Here is a 19052-nt window from a genome sequence, read left to right as displayed (position 1 = left end):
AAAAATCTAATAAACCGAAAATTCTATAATTAAACAAAATATAAAATGAACGAAACAGAATGGGCAAATAGTTATTTTTTAAGATTAGAAGAAAAACTTAAAATTCTTAATACACATCCTTCAGTTGATAAAGTCATAAGTGTTCAATACAAAGGTTTAAATGATAACGAAATAGATCAGATTGAAGAAGAAATCACTTCAATGTTAAACGATGTAGTACAAACTATTATTGATGATTATGAATTTGAAGAAAATCATGAAGCTATAGATGAAATAGAATATGATTTTGATAAAAAATTTAAGTTTAATAATTATATAAGAGCATTTTACAAAATAAGTAACGGTTTAAATATTGTTTGGCATTCCAATCTACACTCCTCCGATCTGGAAAATATCGACAAAAAAAATGAAAATATTGAATCCTTCTTTTCAGCCACTCCTGGAGAAGACGAAAGAGCCAATTTTGAAGGTTTCTGTGCTCTGATTCCTCTTCAGGCATTCATTGATCCTTATAAATATTCTATCAAATCCGATTTCGATTATACTGGATATAATGAAGAATTAAGCAAAGAGGAAGGTTCAAAAATGTATTTTTTAGACTTTTTCAATTATTATAACGATGCAGCCGTAGTTTTGTCAAAAGATGATCCCAATCCTACAGTCATTTTGGGCGAAGATCATAGTGCATCTTATAATGATCTTACTTATTGTGACTTTGTTATTTACATGGAATTTTTACTGGCAACATTTTTCTCAGTGGAACATAGAAGCTCGGAGCTGAAATTCCCTAATGATAGAACGGAAACATTGCACAAATTTTTAAAAGAATTTGAAAAATCAGAAACCAAAAATTACACTGAAATCGTAGACTTTTTTGCTAATGAAAATATTAAGCCTGAAGACATTTTCAAAAGCCATTAAAAAATATAAGCTTATAAACAAATGTATATGAAAAACATTCAACTAATCGCTTTGGACAAGTACAATAGCTCTAAATATGAACTTATTGAAGACAGTATTTATAAAAATACAGAAGAAGACATTTATGTTTTTGCAATAAGTTTTGAACTAGAAGAAAACGAAGATTCTCAATATCCTCTCGAAGATATATTGGACAAATTTTATTTACACGTTTCCGACTTTATTGATGAAGATGCTTTTAATATCTCAAAAAATGTAAATCTTGAATTGGCTGGAGAATTATCAGATGTTGAGGATGCTATTCAATCAATTATCGGAAAAAGGGTTTATAATTCGGAGTATGTTGGAGATGATGGAATTACTCGTATAAAATTAATGATAGATTAAAAAAATTTAATAATATAGGTTTTTGTACTTCGATTTCCTACCGAATAAAAAGATCAAACCATTAGCAATAAAAAAAGAATGAAGTATAAATTTTTACTGATCACATTATTAAGCTATTTTTTAACTTTTGGACAAACAGCCACAGAATATTTTGAAAGTGGAAAATCAAAACAGGAACAAAGCGATTTTGAAGGAGCAATAAAAGAATATAGTAGAGCAATTGAAATTGACCCTACATTCTCTGAAGCTTATTACCTCCGCGCTTCTTTATTGTATGATGATGATAAATACAAAGAAGCTTCAGAAGATTTGAACAAATTAATTTCGTTAAAACCAGCCCCTATAGAATTCTATGTGGAAGCATTATTATTAAGAGCAAAAAGCTATCTTAAAATTAATAATAAAGAAAAAGCCTGTAAAGATTTTATTGAAGCACGCGAATTGGGTAAATCAGTAGATGAGAAGTATTTACAATTATGCGGATATAAAGAAAAGAAAGAGGAACGTATTTTTGTGAAAGTACCCGACACAAAAAAATGGAAAATAACTGATATCTCTTACAAAAACAATCAACATATAACTTTAATAGCTAATACTTTTGATACCATAAAAAAGCCTTCTGAATATTTAAGTTTAACTTCAAATATAGATGTGAAAAATGTTGACTTAATAAAGGCCATGGATGATTCATATAAAACAGCAAAAGGCAAATCAAAAGATGCTGAACTTAGCTTTATTGCAAAAGATTTACAAGCAAAAGAGCCATGGATCATGTATTTAATCCAAAATGGTATTAATGAAGAATACAATTGTAAAGTATCACAAGTCTGGTATCTTACTCAAGGTGAGAATTTTTTTCATTCATGTTTTATGTCTGTCAGGAATGATGCATTTACAGATGAGAAAAAGGAAGAAATGATAAAAATCTTTAAAACAGCTAAAATAATATACCCGTAAAAAACAGTTAACAAAGTAAACAAGACATAACGCAAAGCCATTTTTAATTGCGTATTATTATTAAAATTAAACCAAATGAATAACACTTATACAATCGACGATTTGCAGAATATTTGGCAAAAAGTAAGCATTCTACATAACGGACAAACCTACGGAGGACAAAGTAAAGATCAAAAAATTGAATACATCAATCATATCGGCAGCGTTGTATTTGAAATCATGAATGCTTCTAAAAACACTTCTGATTTTAACTTCGATCTTGCCATAAAATGTGCATTTTTACACGACACCATAGAAGATACCAGCTTCAGTATAGATGATCTTGAAAAAGAATATGGTAAAGAAGTGAAAGAAGGCGTTCTTGCATTGACAAAAAACACAAATCTTGAAAAGAAGCATCAAATGATTGATAGCTTAGAACGAATAAAAGCACAGCCAAAAGAAGTTTGGGCGGTTAAAATGGCAGACAGAATCTGTAATTTATATGTACCACCCTATTATTGGAACCAATCGAAGAAAGAAAAATATCTTGAAGAAGCAAAAATCATTCATGACTATTTAAAAGAAGGGAATGACTATTTAGCCAAAAGATTATCCGAAAAAATTGAGATTTATATAAATAAATGATTAAGATTGAAATACATACTCTTGCAGGACAACTTGATATTGAAATCAAGAAAAACGAAAGTTTTTATTCTCTTTTAATTATTTTATCCACATCACAATATTTTAATGAAAATGGTAGAGTTTGGAGTGAAAAAATAATGAAAACAGAAAAGCTTTTAGAAATTGTAAGTCTAATAAAGGATTGTCACAAAAAGCCATCTGTGCCCACAAGAATAACTATTAATGATGGAAGAGTAATAAAAATCAATTTAAATGATGATGAACCGCAAATTGTATTGAGCCTGATAGATATTAACGAAAATACAAATGAATTTGAATTAATACAAAACATTAAAGAATTCATAAACGAGGTAACAGGCAATGACGCTACGCTACAATATTATTTAGAACAATTTATGGACTAACTTCTTAAAATGATGTAAATATTATTACAAATACATTTTATCAACAATATGACTTATAACGAATTTTATAATAAAATCAATTACAGAAATAATACAGACAACAGAGATTTGGAAACTTATCTCTTGGCGTTACTAAAATTGGTTGAGCAAGAAAGAGAACAAACTTTAACAGCTGATTCTTTATTAAAACTTTTTCTGGACGCATTTAGTTCTGAGCCAAAAAAATTTGATGCTGAATGGCTAAAGATTGTAAAAGCACCTGACGAAAAAACTATATATAAAAAATTTACGAATAAGGCAGCAAGCTCTTCAGAAGATAAAAATGAAGTTGCAGGCGACATTGGAATTTATTATACGATTGCTGTTTTGCAATTTCAGATTGCGGAATTACATAAAATGAAAGGTAAGCAGCTGGATGATCCCGAGAAATATTTCGGAATTGATTCTGACACAGGAAACAGATGGTACAATTTTGATCCTAACTCTATTTTAGAATGTGGTATGAGGTGTTATATAGACCCTGATGATAATAATGATCAGGAATTTGAAGTAAGCTGGCAAACTTTGGGAGATTTATTAGAAATGGGCAGAATTTATGAATAATAAGAAAAATTGAATAATTATCTTATAGAAAATTAAATCACTCAAACACATTTATATGATAGAAGAAAACAACCAACAATCATTCATCATTAATGTTACAGAAGGCGGAATTGAAATTAATAATCAACATTTTGAATTTCCTTTAAACTTTTCAGACTTGAAAAATCAGTTTGGTGACTATTATGAACAATGGGGAGAAACAGACACCAATACTATTTATATGTGGCATGAATTGGGAATCAAAGTTTTTGTACCTAAAAATGAAGGCAACGCATTAACGCTGGCTATCAAAACTGCAGATATTCATGAAAATTTCTTACCCAAAAACAAGTTTAATGGAGATTTGAAAATCAACAATCAACATTATACAGATTTTTTCGCCATTACTGAAGCCGACCGAAGCTTTAAAGACATGGAAATGAAGAATGTGAAATTTTCATCCTGGCTTTCGGAAGATGAATTTAAAAACATTGAAGAAGTTTCAATATGGCAAAAAGTCAAAAAGAAAAGAACGATAATCAACACCGATAAATATAGACCTAACAAAATTTCAGAAGAAAAAATTAAATTTAGAGACTTCAATTTTAAATTGGCAATCATTGAAGAATTAATGTACACAAAAGAGCTTATAAAGCCAAATTTTGACATTTTTGAGTTTGTAGATTCTTACGAAAAAAGAGAAATAGATCTTGAAGAAGAAGGTTACCAACCGATTCCTGAAGCGATTGAATACTTTAAAAACTTAGAAATCGACAAGGTATTTGCCGAACAAATCACTAAAATATACCAAGACGGTGGAAATGACATTTACATGAATATCACACCTTATTGGGATGGCGAAGATGACACTTTTCAGTAACGATCCAAAAGTTTATGAAGAGCTTAAATCAAAAGGAATTGATGCGGTACCGTTATAAAAACTGTAAAGAGTATCTTTTTTATAAAATGATTTTTTAGATTTGATTGAAAGTTTTACTTTTTCTCTTAAGCTGAAAATACTGACACAAAATTAAAGAAAAAAAATAAACGACACTTATACTATTAAATGATTTGAAACAACTTATGAAAAATACATTATTATTTCTACTCACTCAAATCTTCTTCTCTTGTAATGGGCAAGGCAGTACCCCCCCCGAAACTACATACTCTCAGAAATTAGAGTATGGGCTCAAAGGTGCAGTGAAAGAAGTAACACAATATACCTGCACAGTAAAAGATGGCAAAATACCTACCGATAAATCTGCCAACGTCGGAAAATCTACGATGACTCTCGATAATCAAGGTAATCTTCTTGAAATAAATAGGTCATGGAATTTTGGAACACCTGACACCACGGCGAAATTTAAAAAGGAATATTCAGGCAAGGGAAAAAATATAACTGTCAAAGAAATATCAAGTTTACACGGAAATACTGAAGAAATCAACAATAAGTTTGTGTGGTCAGATAATTATAACTATTCAATTGTTTCTGAAAAAAGTCCCTACGTATATACTGTTACATTAGATAAAAATTACAGATTGATAAAGTATATTATCAAAAATGGGGATGAAATAGAATCGGTAGAAGAAATTGAAACTATATATCAAGATAACAAAATACATGAAATTAAGAGCAAAACAACTGAAAATATAGATGGCAAAATGACGGTAAGTTATCAAATACAGGTAATTCAGAGTTTTGACACATATGGAAATCCAACAGTTATTTATACTTATAGAGACATCAATAGACAAAATATAGCAGGTGTTCTTTATAAAGATTATACATACTATTAAGCCCTCATCATTAATATAAAAAACTAAACAATGAGTGAATTTTCTGGGTACGAGAAAATGCCCAACAACTTAAAAAAATTAGGTCTCAACGAAAATGATTTTTCCCAAATGGAAAAATTGAAATGGGTGGTTACAGAAAAAGTACATGGCGCCAACTTTAGTTTCGTATATGAAAATGGCAATCTTAAATTTGCTAAGAGAAAAGAATACCTCAACTGGACAGACGATTTTTTTGGTTTTCAATTGGTTGTAAGCAAATTAGAAGATAATATTTTGCGCCTTTTTGAACAGTTAAGCAATGAAATAACAGGAGAAAAATATATTGTGTATGGTGAATTGTTTGGAGGTAAATATCCTCATCCGGAAGTCGATTCTGTAAAAGATTTACACGCCATTCAAACCGGAGTATATTATACACCCAATATTGAATTTTGTGCTTTTGACATTGCTATTGAAACCAGTGGTTCATATTCTAAATATTATCTGGATTATGAAAGTTCAGTAGCATATTTTAATCAGTTTGGAATTTTCCATGCACAGCCATTATTGATTGGGAAATTTAATGAAGCCATGAACTTCAATATTAGAATGAACTCAACTGTTCCTAAAGAATTTAACCTTCCGGAATTAAACGACAATTTAATTGAAGGGGTTGTTATAAAGCCTTTCAATCAAACAGATAATAATTTATTTTCCAGACCAATCATTAAATTGAAAAACCCAGAATTTGACGAAGAAGAAAAATTTCATGAAGCTGAAAAATGGTCATTCATTCCTAATATCTCCTCAAAAACAGAAGATCTATCTTTTATCGTAGATGAATTGAGAAAATACGTAACTCAAAACAGATTAAAAAGTGCGATTTCCAAGATAGGTGAACTGGATATGAGCAATCAACTTCGAATTTCTGAAATTAAAACAGAGTTTTTAGAAGATGTAATAACCGATTTTAATGAAAATAACAACAATCTTTTAAATGATTTATCTTCTGACGAAAAAGAATGGGTTGTTGAAAGAATTAATTCTGAAATAAACAGAATAATAACTCCGGATCCCGCAGATTCTTAATGTAACAATAAAGCTTCAAACCTAATATTTGAGAGTCAAATCTTAAGAAAGTAAAATGGCAAAAACAAATAAAACCACAGAGACAGAAGCCAGCGTCACAGATTTTATCAATTCTTACGTCGAAAACGAACAGAAGATAGCAGACAGCTTTGAACTTATTAAACTGATGAGCGAATGGTCTGGCTTTGAACCGAAAATGTGGGGACCAACGATTATCGGATTTGGCAGTTATCACTACAAATATGCAAGCGGACATGAAGGCGATATGCCGCTCATCGGATTCTCACCACGCAAGGCAGAATTTTCACTCTACATCTACTCACCAACTGAAGAAAACATACATTTATTAGATGATTTTGGGAAATTTAAAATGGGCAAAGCCTGTATTTACGTCAAAAAATTGTCTGATATTAATATTGATGCATTAGAAAAAATCTGTAAAGCAACCATCGAATACATTAATGAACATCATGAATGTGCATTCCACCAAAAATAAAAACTAAAAAATAGCAATTACTCTACTGAGCAAAAAAGCATTATGAATACTGCTAAACACAATACAGAATCTCTTATGAAAATCACGTAACATTTCAATTATTTTGATAAAAAAACAACGGAAAAGTTTTTAAAATAAATCATCACATAATAAACACTCCAAAACCTTCATTATTAAATAAAAAAAACGATTTATTTTTTGATTATCTTTATAAGAAAAAAATAAACATGAAAACAACTCTATTCTTTTTAATGGCGTCAACAGCTGTATTATCGGCTCAAACCACGATAACCAAAGCATTCAATGATCCAATCTCTGGCGAAACAGTCAACAACTTTAATGTAAACGGAACCGTTGATAATTCTGCAACAGGAAATAACGCAACGTTCTCAAACGGAAGTTTGACACAGGGTTCAGCATCCGTTACCACCTACTCTACACCTACCCCAACTGAAATAACTACTTTCCCGGGAAGCACAATCAAAATGGTGAACGGTAGCAACACCGTATATTATAAAGCCACTGCTTCCAAATTAGAGATCACAGGATTGGTAACTCCGGACGCAACACTTAATTTCTCAACCGACAACGGAACATTTATCACCTATCCTGCACAATTTGGATATATAGATAATGATACAGCTGCAGGAATATTCACCTCACCATCTATATCCGGTACTTTCAGCGGAAATATTGCTATTACTGGTGACGCAGCTGGCACTTTAATTGTGGGTTCAAAAACGTACACCAATGTTTTAAGAATTAAGTCTGTTCAAACATTTAGTCTTAGTATTGGCTTTCCAATAGGAACAATTACAAACACTGCATATACTTATTACGATGCTACGCACAAATTTCCATTGCTAAGTACTACAACCGCAAATATTAACGTACCTATAGCGAGCATTAATCAAACTACCAATGTCGCTCAGGCTCTAAACGAAACATTTTTAGCGGTATCAGATTTTATAAAGAAAGATTCATTTAAAATTTATCCAAACCCTGCTCAGGATTTTATCGAGTTTAAAGGTGATATGTCAAATTATTCTAAAGCAAACATCTACAGCTTAGACGGGAAGCTCATTAAAACATCAGATTTAAAAGCCGGAAAAGTATCGGTTTCAGAATTACCTGCATCTTCTTACTTCATTGAAGTTTCAGGAAACAAAACACAATCCGAAAGCATAAAATTCATCAAAAAGTAATTATTATTAATTATTTTAAAATAAATTAAGCCGTTCTAAATTTTTAGAACGGTTTTTGATTTAGCTAAATTGTAATTTAATGTTCTTTTAAATTTCACAAAACCAAGTCGCATTTTATTTAACTTAAATCAAAAATCTTAAGCCATGAAAAAACTACTCATTCTCCTTCCACTTCTTATGATTTCGGGAGCCTATGCACAGGAAATAACTAGTTCAGAGGTAAAAACCGTTCCGGAAGATAAAATGAATATCATTAAAACCAATATCACCGGATATGCTTTCAGAAACATTAATCTTTCTTATGAGCGGTCAATCAATCGTTGGTTTGCGATCAATGTCGGTTTCGGAACAGTCGCAGAAGGTAAAGTACCGTTCATGAATGCTTTTTTGAGTGAAGAAGATGAAAAAGATTTTCAGAATTTAAAAATTAAAGCGACCAACTTTACCATCGAACCAAGATTCTACATCGGTGAAGGCTACGGAAAAGGATTTTACTTCGCTCCCTACTACCGCTACTCAAAAGTTTCAACCAATACATTTGATTATACTTATGACTATACCGCTTTCGGAACTACTCTACCAATTCCGCTGAAAGGTTTGGGAGATGCTAAAGGAAACAGTGGCGGACTGATGGTTGGTGCCCAGTTTTTTCTAAACAAACAGCATAGTTTTGTGCTAGACTTTTGGATTGCCGGTGCACATTATGGGTCAGGCAAAGGAGATTTTAGTTTAACGAGCGATATTTTTCTTACTCCGGAAATGCAGGCTGAGCTAAAGAGAGAGATTGAAAACCTAGATATTCCTTTTGTAGATTATACCGTAGAAACCAATTCAAATGGTGCAAGAATCAAAGTTGATGGTCCTTGGGCCGGTTTCAGAAGCGGATTTTCCTTGGGATACAGATTTTAATCAATCATCAAGATAAAAAATACCGTTCACAAATTGTGAACGGTATTTTTTATTTATAGGCATCTTTAAATTTTTCAATAAGATGATCGAGCGTGTGACGCTGCACATATACTGTTCTCACATCATCATATCGTGGGGATCTGTAAAAGACTTCATGGAAATCCATACTTCCATTTCCTACTTTTACCACTTTTTCAACATCAATGTTCAATTTCTTTAATTCTTCTTTTAAGACTTGAAATTCGTCTTGGATATTATTCATCTTTATATTTTGGTTTAAGTTAAAAAATCATCAACAATTATCAAACTAACCCCTATTAATTTCAACAGATGGTTAAATTTTTAATAAATTTAGTAATTTACTTTGAAATAACCATAGGGTTTTCGATAATTTTTACATTTATTCTAAATAACAAAAACTATACCTAACTGTATAGTTATTAATTTAAAGTGAATTCAATATGAACTAAATGTTAACAAACTTAATAATAAAGGGATTTTCTGTTGTAACAAAACCATAATTCTGAGCACTAATGATTAGGAAAATAATAAGCATGTATAACGCAAACACCAAGTCGATTCTTAATGACTTTTTTAATTTTTTAAAGAAACCCAACGATCAACAGATTCATCTTTCTATTAAAAATAGATTTTCTTTAATTTTTAAACTTTTAATTTTAGAATTATTATTTACTTTAATCATTGTTTTACCTATTAATTATCTGATTGATAAATTCATAACGATAAAAACTCCGAGTTTAGATTATCGTTTCAATACAATCTATGCAATCATTTTACTGATGGTTCTTATAGTTCCTTTTTTAGAAGAAATCATGTTCAGATCTGTTTTAAGGTATCATTCATTTTTTGCAAAGAAGATCAGCCGAGAAAAATGGAATCGATATTTTCCTTATCTGGTATACGCAATGAGTATTGCATTCGGTCTTGTACATGCCAGTAATTATTATAATGACTCCATAACATTTTATATTCTATCGCCACTAATACTTTTGAGTCAATTGTCTGGCGGATTTGTACTCAGCTATATTCGGGTGAGAATCAATTTTTATTACGGATTCATTTATCATGCTTCATGGAATTTGATGGCTGCTTTGATCATTCCTTCAATTCTACTCTTGTTTAGCAGCCCTATAGTAGATCATTCTAAAAACTACAGCTTAGAGATTAATGAGAAAATACTATTTCATCAAAATGAACTTCAATCAATTTCATTAGATATTAGAGATAATAAAGTATACAAGATTGATGTGGAACAGCTTTATCTTCAGGATATCGTCGATCAGATTTATGGTGAAGATAAATATTATGTTGATGAATATTTAATGGATATGGATTTCTCTTCTAAACAAGGGGTCACAAAAGAAGAATTTAAAAAGATTCTGGAAAAAGAATATGATATTGAATAAATTTTCGAGTCTAAATTTATTATGTTTTTAAGAAATATCTATTAAAAGTGATTTTTAAATTTAACTCTTAAAACAATTTGCAATCAAATAAGCAAATACATTTTAAGCCATGAAAATTCTAGTTTTGATTTTACTGACCGTTTCAGGTTCTATTTTTGCGCAAAAACACACACAGAATAAATCTGACAACATTAAAACAAGTACAGCAAAGAGCGAAAGGGTTTTACCTGATGAAAATTCTCCTCATTTTATGCAGTTTGGGATCATGTCAAGAAATCACGATGAATTCAGAAAAAAATATGGCATTTCAGTCATTTATCAGAACTGCGTCATCAGCCAATTTCAATCTCAGAAAGCCAAAGAAAACAACCAGCTTATCGCCAAATCTCTTACTGAAAAATATGGAGATACATGGCGAAAAGACCTCGGATTTATTCCTTACGGCTTATAATTTAAATTAAATCTTTTCCTCAACTTCAATTTCGTGTCTCAGCTGCGCTTTGTACAAGGTTGAATAATAACCGTTATTAGCGAGAAGTTCAAGATGCTTTCCTTCTTCAACGATTTTCCCATGATCCATCACGATGATTTTATCAGCTTTTTCGATAGTTGAAAGTCGGTGTGCGATAATGATTGAAGTTCTGTTTTTAGTAATTTTTTCAGTTGCTCTTTGAATCAGTTTTTCGCTTTCATGATCAATTGATGAAGTTGCTTCATCTAAAATCAGGATTTTGGGATCAGATAAATAAGCTCTTAAAAATGACAACAATTGTCTTTGTCCAAGTGAAATGGAAGAACCTCTTTCGCTCACCACATATTCATAACCGCCGGGAAGACTTTCGATAAAATCATCGACTTCAATTTCCTTTGCGCCGGCTTTTATTTTTTCTAAAGTCACGCTGTCATCTCCAAACGAAAGATTTTCAAAAATACTTCCGTGGAACAAGAAGACATCCTGCAAAACAACACCAATGTGACTTCTCAGATTATACAGTTCGTAATCTTTCAGTTCAACATCGTCAATATAAATTTCACCTGAATTAATATCGTATAACCTTGTAATCAGGCTGATAATTGTAGACTTACCCGCTCCGGTTGCCCCGACGATGGCTACAGTTTCTCCCGGATTTACTTTAAAATCAATTCCTTTTAAAACTTCCTGCTTGTCATCATAAGCGAAACGTACATCTTTGAATTCTATTTTTCCGTCGAAATGGTCTTTAGAAACCTTACCATCGTTTGGCATGGCATAATCTTCATCCATAATGCCTAAAACTCTTTCTGCGCCTACAATTCCACGCTGAATGTTGTTAAAACGATCTGCAATCTGTCGCAAAGGACGAATCAACATCGAAATAAACTGAATAAACGCAATCACAACTCCCGCACTGATGGTAATATAACCGCCGTAAAAAAGCACAAAACCAATGAAAAGTGAAGAGATTAATTCAACTACAGGAAAAAACAGTGAGAAGATGAAAACAGTTTTCAATAAAGCACTTTTTAAAGTAATATTGATATCATCAAACTTTTTAAATTCAGCCTGTTGTCTGTTAAAAACCTGTATAATCGGCATCCCGGCAAGTCTTTCCTGTACAAAAGAGTTCTGATTGGAAGTCCAGGTTCTTTCATCCCCAAAAGCTTTCTTCAGTCTTTTCTGGAAAAATCTTGTAATCACGACCATTAAAGGTAAGATTGCCAAAGAAATATAACTCAGATGTACATCCACCTGAAACATCATGAAGAGCACAAAAATAATTCTTAAAACATCTCCGAAAACCATTAAAAAACCATCTGTATAAACGGTAGCAATCGTTTCGACATCACCAACGGCACGTGTTACCAGCTGACCAATCGGGGTTTTATCAAAGAAAGCCGTTCTGAAATAAATCAGTTTATTATACAGCCTTTCACGAATATCTCTGATGACATTCTGCGATATATAATTGGAAAAATAAACCAAAAAGAAATTTAAAATCGTTTCCGCAAAAACCAACCCGACTAAGCCATAAATATGCTTCATCATCAAGGCTTTATCTTTCAGTTTCGTAATGTCATTATCCACAATCTGCATTGTAAGATAAGGTCTGTAAGTAGAAACGATCGATAATATGATAGAAATAATCAGGGTAAAAATAAACCAGGAACGAAACTTCATACCGATGAAGAAAAGCCTTTTTACAATTGCCCAGGTATCTTGTTTTTTCATTTATAGAATTGACGTAAAGAATTAATTTGAAAAATTCTCTGCAAAAATACGGCTTTAAAATTTTACAGCCTTTACAACTCTATCAAATAGTCATAGAAAATTTCTGATTCCTGTTATTGAGCAAATAAATATTAAGCCAGTTTTCTCAACCAGTTCAAAACATATTCTGCAACTTCTTCCCAACCCTTTTCTCCGGCAATAAAATGGCTTCTACCCTCAAATTCTTTAAAATCAACAATACTTTTCTCATCTTTGTAAGCATTGGCAATTTTTCTCGAAAATTCTGCAGGAAAAATATTGTCGTTGGAGCCTGCGATAAATAATAACGGTTCGTGAGGTTTGTTTAAATCTAATTTTGCTGAAGATTTGAAAAGCGGATCTCTTGCTAATTTTCTGCTTTCGGGAGCCGCAACAGTTTCGTACAATTTGTCGCTTTCTTCTTTAGAATAATTATTGAAGAAAGCTTTGTGATACCATTCTTTAGATCCCAAAAATGCAGAGTTTCCTTTGAAGAAATTCACAACAGGCCAGACAACTTTTACGGTAGAAAAAGGTGCCATTACATTTTTTGGTGGAGCACCGTCAATGCTTACACCAGCAACTGCTTTTCCCATATCAATCAGTTTTTGTACCATCAATCCACCAAATGAATGACCGATAACGATTGGTTTTTCAGGAAGGGTGTCGATGAATTTTACTAAATTTTGTACCGTGTCATCAAAGCCAACATTTTTCAGTTCTGAAGGAATGTTTTTCTTTAGATCAATTGGATTTCCGTCGTGTCCGGGATTTGACGGAGTGTGCACGGTGTAACCTTGTGCTTCAAAATAAGTTTTCCAATTTTTCCAGCTTGTATTGTTTACGAATAACCCGTGAATCAATACGATCGTTTTTGTTTTCATAATAAATATTGTTTTAAATTATGAGACAAAGTTGCGCAGATAAATTGAGGATAATTTTAACTTTGGTTAAAATCGTAACAGTAGGTTTAAATTTTATTTGAATATTATTTTTAACGCAAAGTGTGCAAAGTTTTTTTTAAAAATTATTGAAAATATTTTTCGTTCGCAAAGGCGTAAACTTAGCAAAGACCACAAAGACTTCATTATTCTGAAATTGTGAAAATTTTCACTTGATTCTTATTAATCGTCTTTTTTAGCATCGAATTGCAGCAGCCCGGCTTGAACGGAGCTCTTTTTGCCGGAGCAAAGCGGAGGCAAAAAAGCGGGAGTGGAAGACGGAAAAAGCTGCCCAAATAAAAAATCAGGAAGAAATAAATTACTTACCTGAAATTCTTTTTCTTATCCTGCTCAAAGACGGCCCCTGAATTCCTAAATAGGAGGAAATATGATACAGTGGAACATTGTTGAAAATATCAGGATGCTGCTTCATCAAATCTAAATACCGCTCTTCCGGAGATTTTAAAATAAATCCTTCGATTCTTGTCATCGTCACATTAAAAGCTTCCTGCGCCAGAAGTCTTCCAAATTTTTCCCACTGATGCGACTGCTGATACAATGAAATTAAATCTGTATAACGAATGTAAATAATGGTAGCATCGGTCAAGGCCTGCGTATGATAATCACAAGGAATCTGATTGATAAAACTTTTGAAAGAAACCACAAATCCGTTGGCTGAATAGAGAAAAACATTCTTTTCTTCCCCAGTTTTCTCATCAATCGTGTAAGAACGGAAAACACCATCAACAATAAATCCAAAATAGGTACAAACCGTCGCCCAAAGATTGTAAAACTCTCCTTTTTTGTATTCTTTTGGATGCCAAAAATCCTCAGATAATTTAAAATCTTCTTCCGAAAGACCGGCGAAATGATTGAGTGCAAAGGCAAGTTTTTCTATTTCGGTCATGGCAGGTTTATTTTTTATTATTCTTTAGTACCAATATCATTAATATCAGATTCTATCTTTGATTTATCCATCATTGTCCAGTGTTTAGATAGAAAACGATAAAGAGAAAAAACGACAAGAGTAGAAATTATCCATCCAAAAAAGCTAAACAATAATAGTGATGAAGCATCAGTTTTAACAAATCCAAAATTAGTAAAAAACTCAAAGCTAAAGATACAAATGTATTGAACTAGCAGAAAAACTGACATTCCTAAAAAACCGACTTTCCAATGCACTTTCTGATGACGTATAGCAAGCTTTTGAAAAAACCTAAAAACTGCTATTGCTATAACAAATGCTATCATTTTAATTATTTTCTATTTCAAATCCATACCCCACATCCACCAAATACAGTGCATGAGCTGGCGCAGAAACTCCTGCAGAATTTCGGTTTTTGTTTTCTATTACTTTTCTTACATCTTCCGGCTGTATCTTTCCTGAACCAACTTCAATCATTGTTCCTACGATGGCTCTTACCATATTTCTGAGGAAACGATTGGCAGAAACTGTGAATTTTAGTTCGCTTCCGTTTTGTTCCCATTCTGCTTTATACATTTTGCAGAGATTGGTTTTGTTGTCAGTGTGAAGCTTCGCAAAACTTGTAAAATCTTCATATTCAAAAAGAATTTTACAGGCTTCGTTCATTTTATTGACATCAATATTTCTTCTCCAAAGTTGCCATGCAGAATCCTGAGTAAAAGGATTTTTTTCTAATGAAATGTAATATTCATACGTTCTGAAAGTTGCATCAAAACGTGCATGAAAATCATCTTTAACTTTAAAAATTTTTTTAATTGAAATATTAGCCGGAAGAAAGCTATTGACTTTATGTAAAATCTGATCGCTTAAAACTTGCTCGGTTTCAAAATGCGCAAACATCTTTTTTGCATGAACGCCAGTATCGGTTCTTCCCGCTCCTACCGTCTTGATAGGTTCCCGCAAAATGGTGGAAAGTGCTTTTTCCAATTCTTCCTGCACAGAAATGTCATTGGGCTGAATCTGATAGCCAAAATAATTTTTACCGTTGTATGAAAATTCTATAAAATACCTCAATGCAATAGATGTTATATTGTAGATTTTGCCTTCAAACTTATTCGATTTTTTGAATTGCTTATTTTAAAAATCAGATTTAAAAACAATATTGCAAAAATAAATTAATTAAACAATAATTAAGAACCGATTTTTTAAAATAAATGTTGATAAATCATAGACATATTCTATAAAATAGGCTATAAAATTCTTATTTTTGTCGACGTATGAAAAGATGGTATCTCTATCCTTTTTCTTTGGGTTATCACATGGTGACGGGCATCCGAAACACAATGTATGATCTGGGAATATTTAAATCTACGAAATTCAAGACTCCGATTATCAATGTCGGCAATCTTTCTGTGGGCGGAAGCGGAAAATCGCCAATGGTGATGTATTTGGCTAAATCTTTATCTAAATATTACAGAACCGGTGTGCTTTCCCGTGGCTATGGAAGACTAACCAAAGGATATGATGTTACCAATTACGACAGCAACTACAAAACAGTAGGTGACGAGGCGATGCAGTTATTTGAACGTTTCAAAAACCGTTTTGTAATTGCAGTTTCTGAAGATCGTGTTCCCGGAGCAAAAAAGGTAATCGATGATATGGATCTTGATGTTCTGATCCTCGATGATGCCATGCAGCACAGAGCCATCAAAGCCGGATTTAATATTCTGATGACTGACTTTAATGACCCTTATTTTAAAGATCATCTTCTTCCAGCCGGAGATTTAAGAGAATCCAGAGCAGGAGCAAGCCGTGCAGATATTATTATGGTCAGCAAATGTCCAGATGAATTGACGGAAGAAACCAAACAATATTACATCTCAAGAATACGACCGGCTCATAATCAGAAAGTATTTTTCTCATCGATTGGATATGATGAAAACGTATATTCAAGAGAGAAAATGCTGCCGGATAATAATCTCAGTTATTATGACATTCTGCTTATCACAGGTATTGCCAACCCAAAACCCTTGCTAAATCATTTGTCTAAATTTTCTCAGAAAGTGAAACATCTCAAATTCAGAGACCACCACAATTTCTCTGATGCAGATATTAAAAACATTGTTGCAGAATACAAAAAACTGGGCGAGTACAAATTAATTCTGACTACTGAAAAAGATTATGTACGACTGAAAACTTTTGATTATCTGCGTGATATGGTTTATTACTGGCCAATTAATGTCGTTATTGATAAGAAAGAAGAATTTAATCAGATGATTCTGAATTATGTGAATAAAAAGCATTAAAACTAAATTCTAAAATCCGCAGCAACCGTTGCGGATTTTGTTTTGTTGAAAATAGAATTTCTCGATTTCTCAAATTTCTGTTAAATCATACAATTTCACACTAAAATTACGTTTCAATGTTTAGATTTGTAAAAAAAATAGAATGAAGCAGATCATGACATTTTTGATGTTGAGTATTTTTACTTTTGGATGTTCACAAAAAACTCCCGAAATTTCAAAAACTCAATTTTCAAAAGAAGCATTAAAACAAAAATTAGAAGATGAGAACGGAAACAAAATTACCGTTCAGGAAATATTAAATCAGCACAAAGGAAAAGTTTTGGTCATCGATTTTTGGGCCGGCTGGTGCAGAGATTGTCTTATCGCTTTACCAAAAGCCGAAGAATTGGAAAGAAATAATCCGAACATCGATTTCGTATTCTTTTCATTAGAAAGATCAAAAGAAAAATTCGACAGCAGTCTTGAAAGATTTAATATGAAAGAAAAAGAAAACTATTGGTTTTCTGTAGGCTGGAAAAATGATTTTAATAATTACGTTGACCTCAACTGGATTCCGAGATACATGGTCATTGATCAAAAATCTGAGATTGCAAAATACTACGCCATTTCTCCAGAAGATCCTGAAATTCAGACTACGATTGACAAACTTTTAAAGTAAGGTCGAAATTAAGGTTTAGCCTAAAAAACTATACAGCTTAAATATTAAACTTTAAACAGAAATAAATGAATCCATATCTTTGTGATATGGATTTTCCTTTTCCCCAACGCAAAATAATTCATGTCGATATGGATGCATTCTATGCTTCTGTGGAGCAGCATGACAATCCTGCACTTCGCGGAAAAGCCATTGCAGTTGGTGGCGGTCATCGAGGTGTCGTTTCTGCGGCAAGTTATGAAGCGAGAAAATATGGTGTGCGTTCTGCGATGACCAGTAAAACGGCAAAAGAAAAATGTCCGCATCTTATCTTTGTTCCGCCAAGATTCCCGAGGTATAAAGAGATTTCACGAATGATTCGTGAGATTTTTCATGAATATACTGATTTGGTAGAACCGCTTTCTTTAGATGAAGCCTATCTCGATGTCACCGAAAACAAAAAAGGAATAGAATCTGCCAACCAGATTGCCAAAGAAATCCGTGAGAAGATTTTTGAAAAAACAGGTTTGACAGCCTCTGCAGGAATTTCCGTTAATAAATTTTTAGCTAAAGTCGCATCCGACATCAATAAACCCAATGGACAAAAAACAATTCATCCCGAAAAAATAGAAAAATTCTTGGAAGAACTTCCTGTCGAAAAATTTTATGGTGTAGGAAAAGTTACTGCCAACAAAATGTTTAGTCTCGCAATTTACAAAGGCAAAGATTTAAAGAAAAGATCGCTGGAAGATTTAACGAGACTTTTCGGTAAGTCGGGAAAATATTATTATGATGTTGTACGTGGCATCCATCATTCTGAAGTGAAACCTCACAGAATTCAGAAGAGCGTTGCCGTGGAAAGAACGTTTTTTGAAGACCTTTCTGATGAACAGCAGATTGACGAAAAACTTGAAAGTCTGAGCGAAGAACTTCATCAGAGATTGACGAAAAACAATATCATGGGGAGATCTTTGACCTTAAAAATAAAATATAAAGATTTCTCACTATTCACAAGAAGCATCACAAAAGAAGAATATTTCAGCTCTCCTGAGCAATACTTTAAAACTTCAAAAAAACTTTGGGAGCTCCGTCCTTATGATAAAGCGGTACGATTATTGGGTCTGTCGTTATCTCATCTCAATACCGAAGAAAAAAAGCAGATTTCTGTTCAGCTTAAAATTCGTTTTGAGGAATTCGAAGATTAGCAATAATTTTCATTAAATTGATACTACCAAATAC

General features: G+C 32.4%; 23 protein-coding genes. 17 read left to right on the top strand and 6 right to left on the bottom strand.

The window, feature by feature from the left end; translation table 11 throughout:
- Positions 1-45: 45 nt before the first annotated feature.
- From MQX03_RS14060 to MQX03_RS14005, 12 genes are all read left to right on the top strand, one after another.
- Complete coding sequence (locus MQX03_RS14060) at positions 46-921, top strand: hypothetical protein (RefSeq protein ID WP_242803819.1); 876 nt, start codon at positions 46-48, stop codon at positions 919-921.
- A gap of 27 nt (positions 922-948) precedes the next feature.
- Positions 949-1308, top strand: a complete 360-nt coding sequence (locus tag MQX03_RS14055; protein ID WP_242803817.1) for a hypothetical protein — start codon at positions 949-951, stop codon at positions 1306-1308.
- A gap of 78 nt (positions 1309-1386) precedes the next feature.
- Positions 1387-2265: a tetratricopeptide repeat protein gene (locus MQX03_RS14050; protein WP_242803815.1), complete on the top strand. Its 879-nt coding sequence runs from the start codon at positions 1387-1389 to the stop codon at positions 2263-2265.
- 75 nt (positions 2266-2340) lie between these two features.
- On the top strand, positions 2341-2892 hold the full coding sequence (locus tag MQX03_RS14045; protein WP_242803814.1) for a bifunctional (p)ppGpp synthetase/guanosine-3',5'-bis(diphosphate) 3'-pyrophosphohydrolase: 552 nt from the start codon (positions 2341-2343) through the stop codon (positions 2890-2892).
- Positions 2889-3296 carry a hypothetical protein gene (locus MQX03_RS14040; RefSeq protein WP_242803813.1) on the top strand — a complete coding sequence of 136 codons (408 nt, stop codon included), beginning with the start codon at positions 2889-2891 and terminating at the stop codon, positions 3294-3296. The genes MQX03_RS14045 and MQX03_RS14040 overlap by 4 nt, the downstream gene beginning before the upstream one ends.
- Before the next feature lie 48 nt (positions 3297-3344).
- Positions 3345-3899, top strand: a complete 555-nt coding sequence (locus MQX03_RS14035) for a hypothetical protein (RefSeq protein ID WP_242803812.1) — start codon at positions 3345-3347, stop codon at positions 3897-3899.
- A 55-nt stretch (positions 3900-3954) separates the two neighbouring features.
- Positions 3955-4758 carry a DUF6892 domain-containing protein gene (locus MQX03_RS14030; RefSeq protein ID WP_242803811.1) on the top strand — a complete coding sequence of 268 codons (804 nt, stop codon included), beginning with the start codon at positions 3955-3957 and terminating at the stop codon, positions 4756-4758.
- Positions 4759-4961: 203 nt separating this feature from the next.
- A complete protein-coding gene (locus MQX03_RS14025) occupies positions 4962-5675 on the top strand; it encodes a hypothetical protein (protein WP_242803810.1) in 714 nt (237 codons plus the stop codon).
- Between the two features lie 30 nt (positions 5676-5705).
- Complete coding sequence (locus tag MQX03_RS14020; RefSeq protein ID WP_242803809.1) at positions 5706-6743, top strand: RNA ligase family protein; 1038 nt, start codon at positions 5706-5708, stop codon at positions 6741-6743.
- A gap of 55 nt (positions 6744-6798) precedes the next feature.
- Positions 6799-7239, top strand: coding sequence for a DUF1801 domain-containing protein (locus tag MQX03_RS14015; protein ID WP_242803808.1), 441 nt, complete (start codon positions 6799-6801; stop codon positions 7237-7239).
- A 227-nt stretch (positions 7240-7466) separates the two neighbouring features.
- Complete coding sequence (locus MQX03_RS14010; protein ID WP_242803807.1) at positions 7467-8444, top strand: T9SS type A sorting domain-containing protein; 978 nt, start codon at positions 7467-7469, stop codon at positions 8442-8444.
- A gap of 144 nt (positions 8445-8588) precedes the next feature.
- On the top strand, positions 8589-9353 hold the full coding sequence (locus MQX03_RS14005; RefSeq protein ID WP_242803805.1) for a DUF3575 domain-containing protein: 765 nt from the start codon (positions 8589-8591) through the stop codon (positions 9351-9353).
- A gap of 49 nt (positions 9354-9402) precedes the next feature.
- Here the strand turns inward: MQX03_RS14005 and MQX03_RS14000 are convergent, their stop codons facing one another.
- On the bottom strand, positions 9403-9615 hold the full coding sequence (locus MQX03_RS14000) for a hypothetical protein (RefSeq protein WP_129536016.1): 213 nt from the start codon (positions 9613-9615) through the stop codon (positions 9403-9405).
- A gap of 292 nt (positions 9616-9907) precedes the next feature.
- Between MQX03_RS14000 and MQX03_RS13995 the strand changes: the two genes are divergently transcribed.
- Together MQX03_RS13995 and MQX03_RS13990 are read left to right on the top strand one after the other, a co-directional pair.
- Positions 9908-10780, top strand: coding sequence for a CPBP family intramembrane glutamic endopeptidase (locus MQX03_RS13995; protein ID WP_242803804.1), 873 nt, complete (start codon positions 9908-9910; stop codon positions 10778-10780).
- A gap of 109 nt (positions 10781-10889) precedes the next feature.
- Positions 10890-11231, top strand: coding sequence for an FEKKY domain-containing protein (locus MQX03_RS13990; protein ID WP_242803803.1), 342 nt, complete (start codon positions 10890-10892; stop codon positions 11229-11231).
- 6 nt (positions 11232-11237) lie between these two features.
- Here the strand turns inward: MQX03_RS13990 and MQX03_RS13985 are convergent, their stop codons facing one another.
- The 5 genes from MQX03_RS13985 to truA form a co-directional block, all read right to left on the bottom strand.
- The gene (locus MQX03_RS13985; protein WP_242803802.1) at positions 11238-12989 is read right to left on the bottom strand and encodes an ABC transporter ATP-binding protein; all 1752 of its coding nucleotides are present in this window, start codon (positions 12987-12989) and stop codon (positions 11238-11240) included.
- A gap of 131 nt (positions 12990-13120) precedes the next feature.
- Complete coding sequence (locus MQX03_RS13980; protein WP_242803801.1) at positions 13121-13891, bottom strand: alpha/beta hydrolase; 771 nt, start codon at positions 13889-13891, stop codon at positions 13121-13123.
- A 376-nt stretch (positions 13892-14267) separates the two neighbouring features.
- A complete protein-coding gene (locus MQX03_RS13975; RefSeq protein WP_242803800.1) occupies positions 14268-14855 on the bottom strand; it encodes a Crp/Fnr family transcriptional regulator in 588 nt (195 codons plus the stop codon).
- Between the two features lie 17 nt (positions 14856-14872).
- Entirely contained in the window at positions 14873-15199 is a 327-nt protein-coding gene (locus MQX03_RS13970) for a hypothetical protein (protein ID WP_242803799.1), read from the bottom strand.
- A gap of 1 nt (position 15200) precedes the next feature.
- Entirely contained in the window at positions 15201-15947 is a 747-nt protein-coding gene (gene truA, locus MQX03_RS13965; RefSeq protein WP_242803798.1) for a tRNA pseudouridine(38-40) synthase TruA, read from the bottom strand.
- 203 nt (positions 15948-16150) lie between these two features.
- Between truA and lpxK the strand changes: the two genes are divergently transcribed.
- The 3 genes from lpxK (at position 16151) to dinB (ending at position 19018) form a co-directional block, all read left to right on the top strand.
- Entirely contained in the window at positions 16151-17179 is a 1029-nt protein-coding gene (lpxK, locus tag MQX03_RS13960; protein ID WP_242803797.1) for a tetraacyldisaccharide 4'-kinase, read from the top strand.
- 142 nt (positions 17180-17321) lie between these two features.
- Positions 17322-17837 carry a TlpA family protein disulfide reductase gene (locus MQX03_RS13955; protein ID WP_242803795.1) on the top strand — a complete coding sequence of 172 codons (516 nt, stop codon included), beginning with the start codon at positions 17322-17324 and terminating at the stop codon, positions 17835-17837.
- Between the two features lie 86 nt (positions 17838-17923).
- On the top strand, positions 17924-19018 hold the full coding sequence (gene dinB / locus MQX03_RS13950; protein ID WP_242803854.1) for a DNA polymerase IV: 1095 nt from the start codon (positions 17924-17926) through the stop codon (positions 19016-19018).
- Positions 19019-19052 lie beyond the last annotated feature (34 nt).

This window comes from Chryseobacterium aahli (genome assembly GCF_022699665.1).
GTDB lineage: Bacteria > Bacteroidota > Bacteroidia > Flavobacteriales > Weeksellaceae > Chryseobacterium > Chryseobacterium aahli.
Note: the sequence above shows the minus strand (reverse complement) of the source record. Positions and strands in the feature narration are given on the sequence as shown.

Excerpts from the sequence above, each read along its gene's own strand:
- MQX03_RS13985 (WP_242803802.1), bottom strand. The coding sequence starts at position 12,989 with ATGAAAAAACAAGATACCTGGGCAATTGTAAAAAGGCTTTTCTTCATC.
- MQX03_RS13980 (WP_242803801.1), bottom strand. The coding sequence starts at position 13,891 with ATGAAAACAAAAACGATCGTATTGATTCACGGGTTATTCGTAAACAAT.
- MQX03_RS14050 (WP_242803815.1), top strand. The coding sequence starts at position 1,387 with ATGAAGTATAAATTTTTACTGATCACATTATTAAGCTATTTTTTAACT.
- MQX03_RS14020 (WP_242803809.1), top strand. The coding sequence starts at position 5,706 with ATGAGTGAATTTTCTGGGTACGAGAAAATGCCCAACAACTTAAAAAAA.
- MQX03_RS14010 (WP_242803807.1), top strand. The coding sequence starts at position 7,467 with ATGAAAACAACTCTATTCTTTTTAATGGCGTCAACAGCTGTATTATCG.
- MQX03_RS13990 (WP_242803803.1), top strand. The coding sequence starts at position 10,890 with ATGAAAATTCTAGTTTTGATTTTACTGACCGTTTCAGGTTCTATTTTT.
- MQX03_RS14025 (WP_242803810.1), top strand. The coding sequence starts at position 4,962 with ATGAAAAATACATTATTATTTCTACTCACTCAAATCTTCTTCTCTTGT.
- MQX03_RS13970 (WP_242803799.1), bottom strand. The coding sequence starts at position 15,199 with ATGATAGCATTTGTTATAGCAATAGCAGTTTTTAGGTTTTTTCAAAAG.
- MQX03_RS14005 (WP_242803805.1), top strand. The coding sequence starts at position 8,589 with ATGAAAAAACTACTCATTCTCCTTCCACTTCTTATGATTTCGGGAGCC.
- MQX03_RS14030 (WP_242803811.1), top strand. The coding sequence starts at position 3,955 with ATGATAGAAGAAAACAACCAACAATCATTCATCATTAATGTTACAGAA.
- MQX03_RS13975 (WP_242803800.1), bottom strand. The coding sequence starts at position 14,855 with ATGACCGAAATAGAAAAACTTGCCTTTGCACTCAATCATTTCGCCGGT.
- MQX03_RS14040 (WP_242803813.1), top strand. The coding sequence starts at position 2,889 with ATGATTAAGATTGAAATACATACTCTTGCAGGACAACTTGATATTGAA.
- MQX03_RS14060 (WP_242803819.1), top strand. The coding sequence starts at position 46 with ATGAACGAAACAGAATGGGCAAATAGTTATTTTTTAAGATTAGAAGAA.
- MQX03_RS14045 (WP_242803814.1), top strand. The coding sequence starts at position 2,341 with ATGAATAACACTTATACAATCGACGATTTGCAGAATATTTGGCAAAAA.
- MQX03_RS13995 (WP_242803804.1), top strand. The coding sequence starts at position 9,908 with ATGTATAACGCAAACACCAAGTCGATTCTTAATGACTTTTTTAATTTT.
- lpxK (WP_242803797.1), top strand. The coding sequence starts at position 16,151 with ATGAAAAGATGGTATCTCTATCCTTTTTCTTTGGGTTATCACATGGTG.
- MQX03_RS14055 (WP_242803817.1), top strand. The coding sequence starts at position 949 with ATGAAAAACATTCAACTAATCGCTTTGGACAAGTACAATAGCTCTAAA.
- MQX03_RS13955 (WP_242803795.1), top strand. The coding sequence starts at position 17,322 with ATGAAGCAGATCATGACATTTTTGATGTTGAGTATTTTTACTTTTGGA.
- MQX03_RS14000 (WP_129536016.1), bottom strand. The coding sequence starts at position 9,615 with ATGAATAATATCCAAGACGAATTTCAAGTCTTAAAAGAAGAATTAAAG.
- MQX03_RS14035 (WP_242803812.1), top strand. The coding sequence starts at position 3,345 with ATGACTTATAACGAATTTTATAATAAAATCAATTACAGAAATAATACA.
- dinB (WP_242803854.1), top strand. The coding sequence starts at position 17,924 with ATGGATTTTCCTTTTCCCCAACGCAAAATAATTCATGTCGATATGGAT.
- MQX03_RS14015 (WP_242803808.1), top strand. The coding sequence starts at position 6,799 with ATGGCAAAAACAAATAAAACCACAGAGACAGAAGCCAGCGTCACAGAT.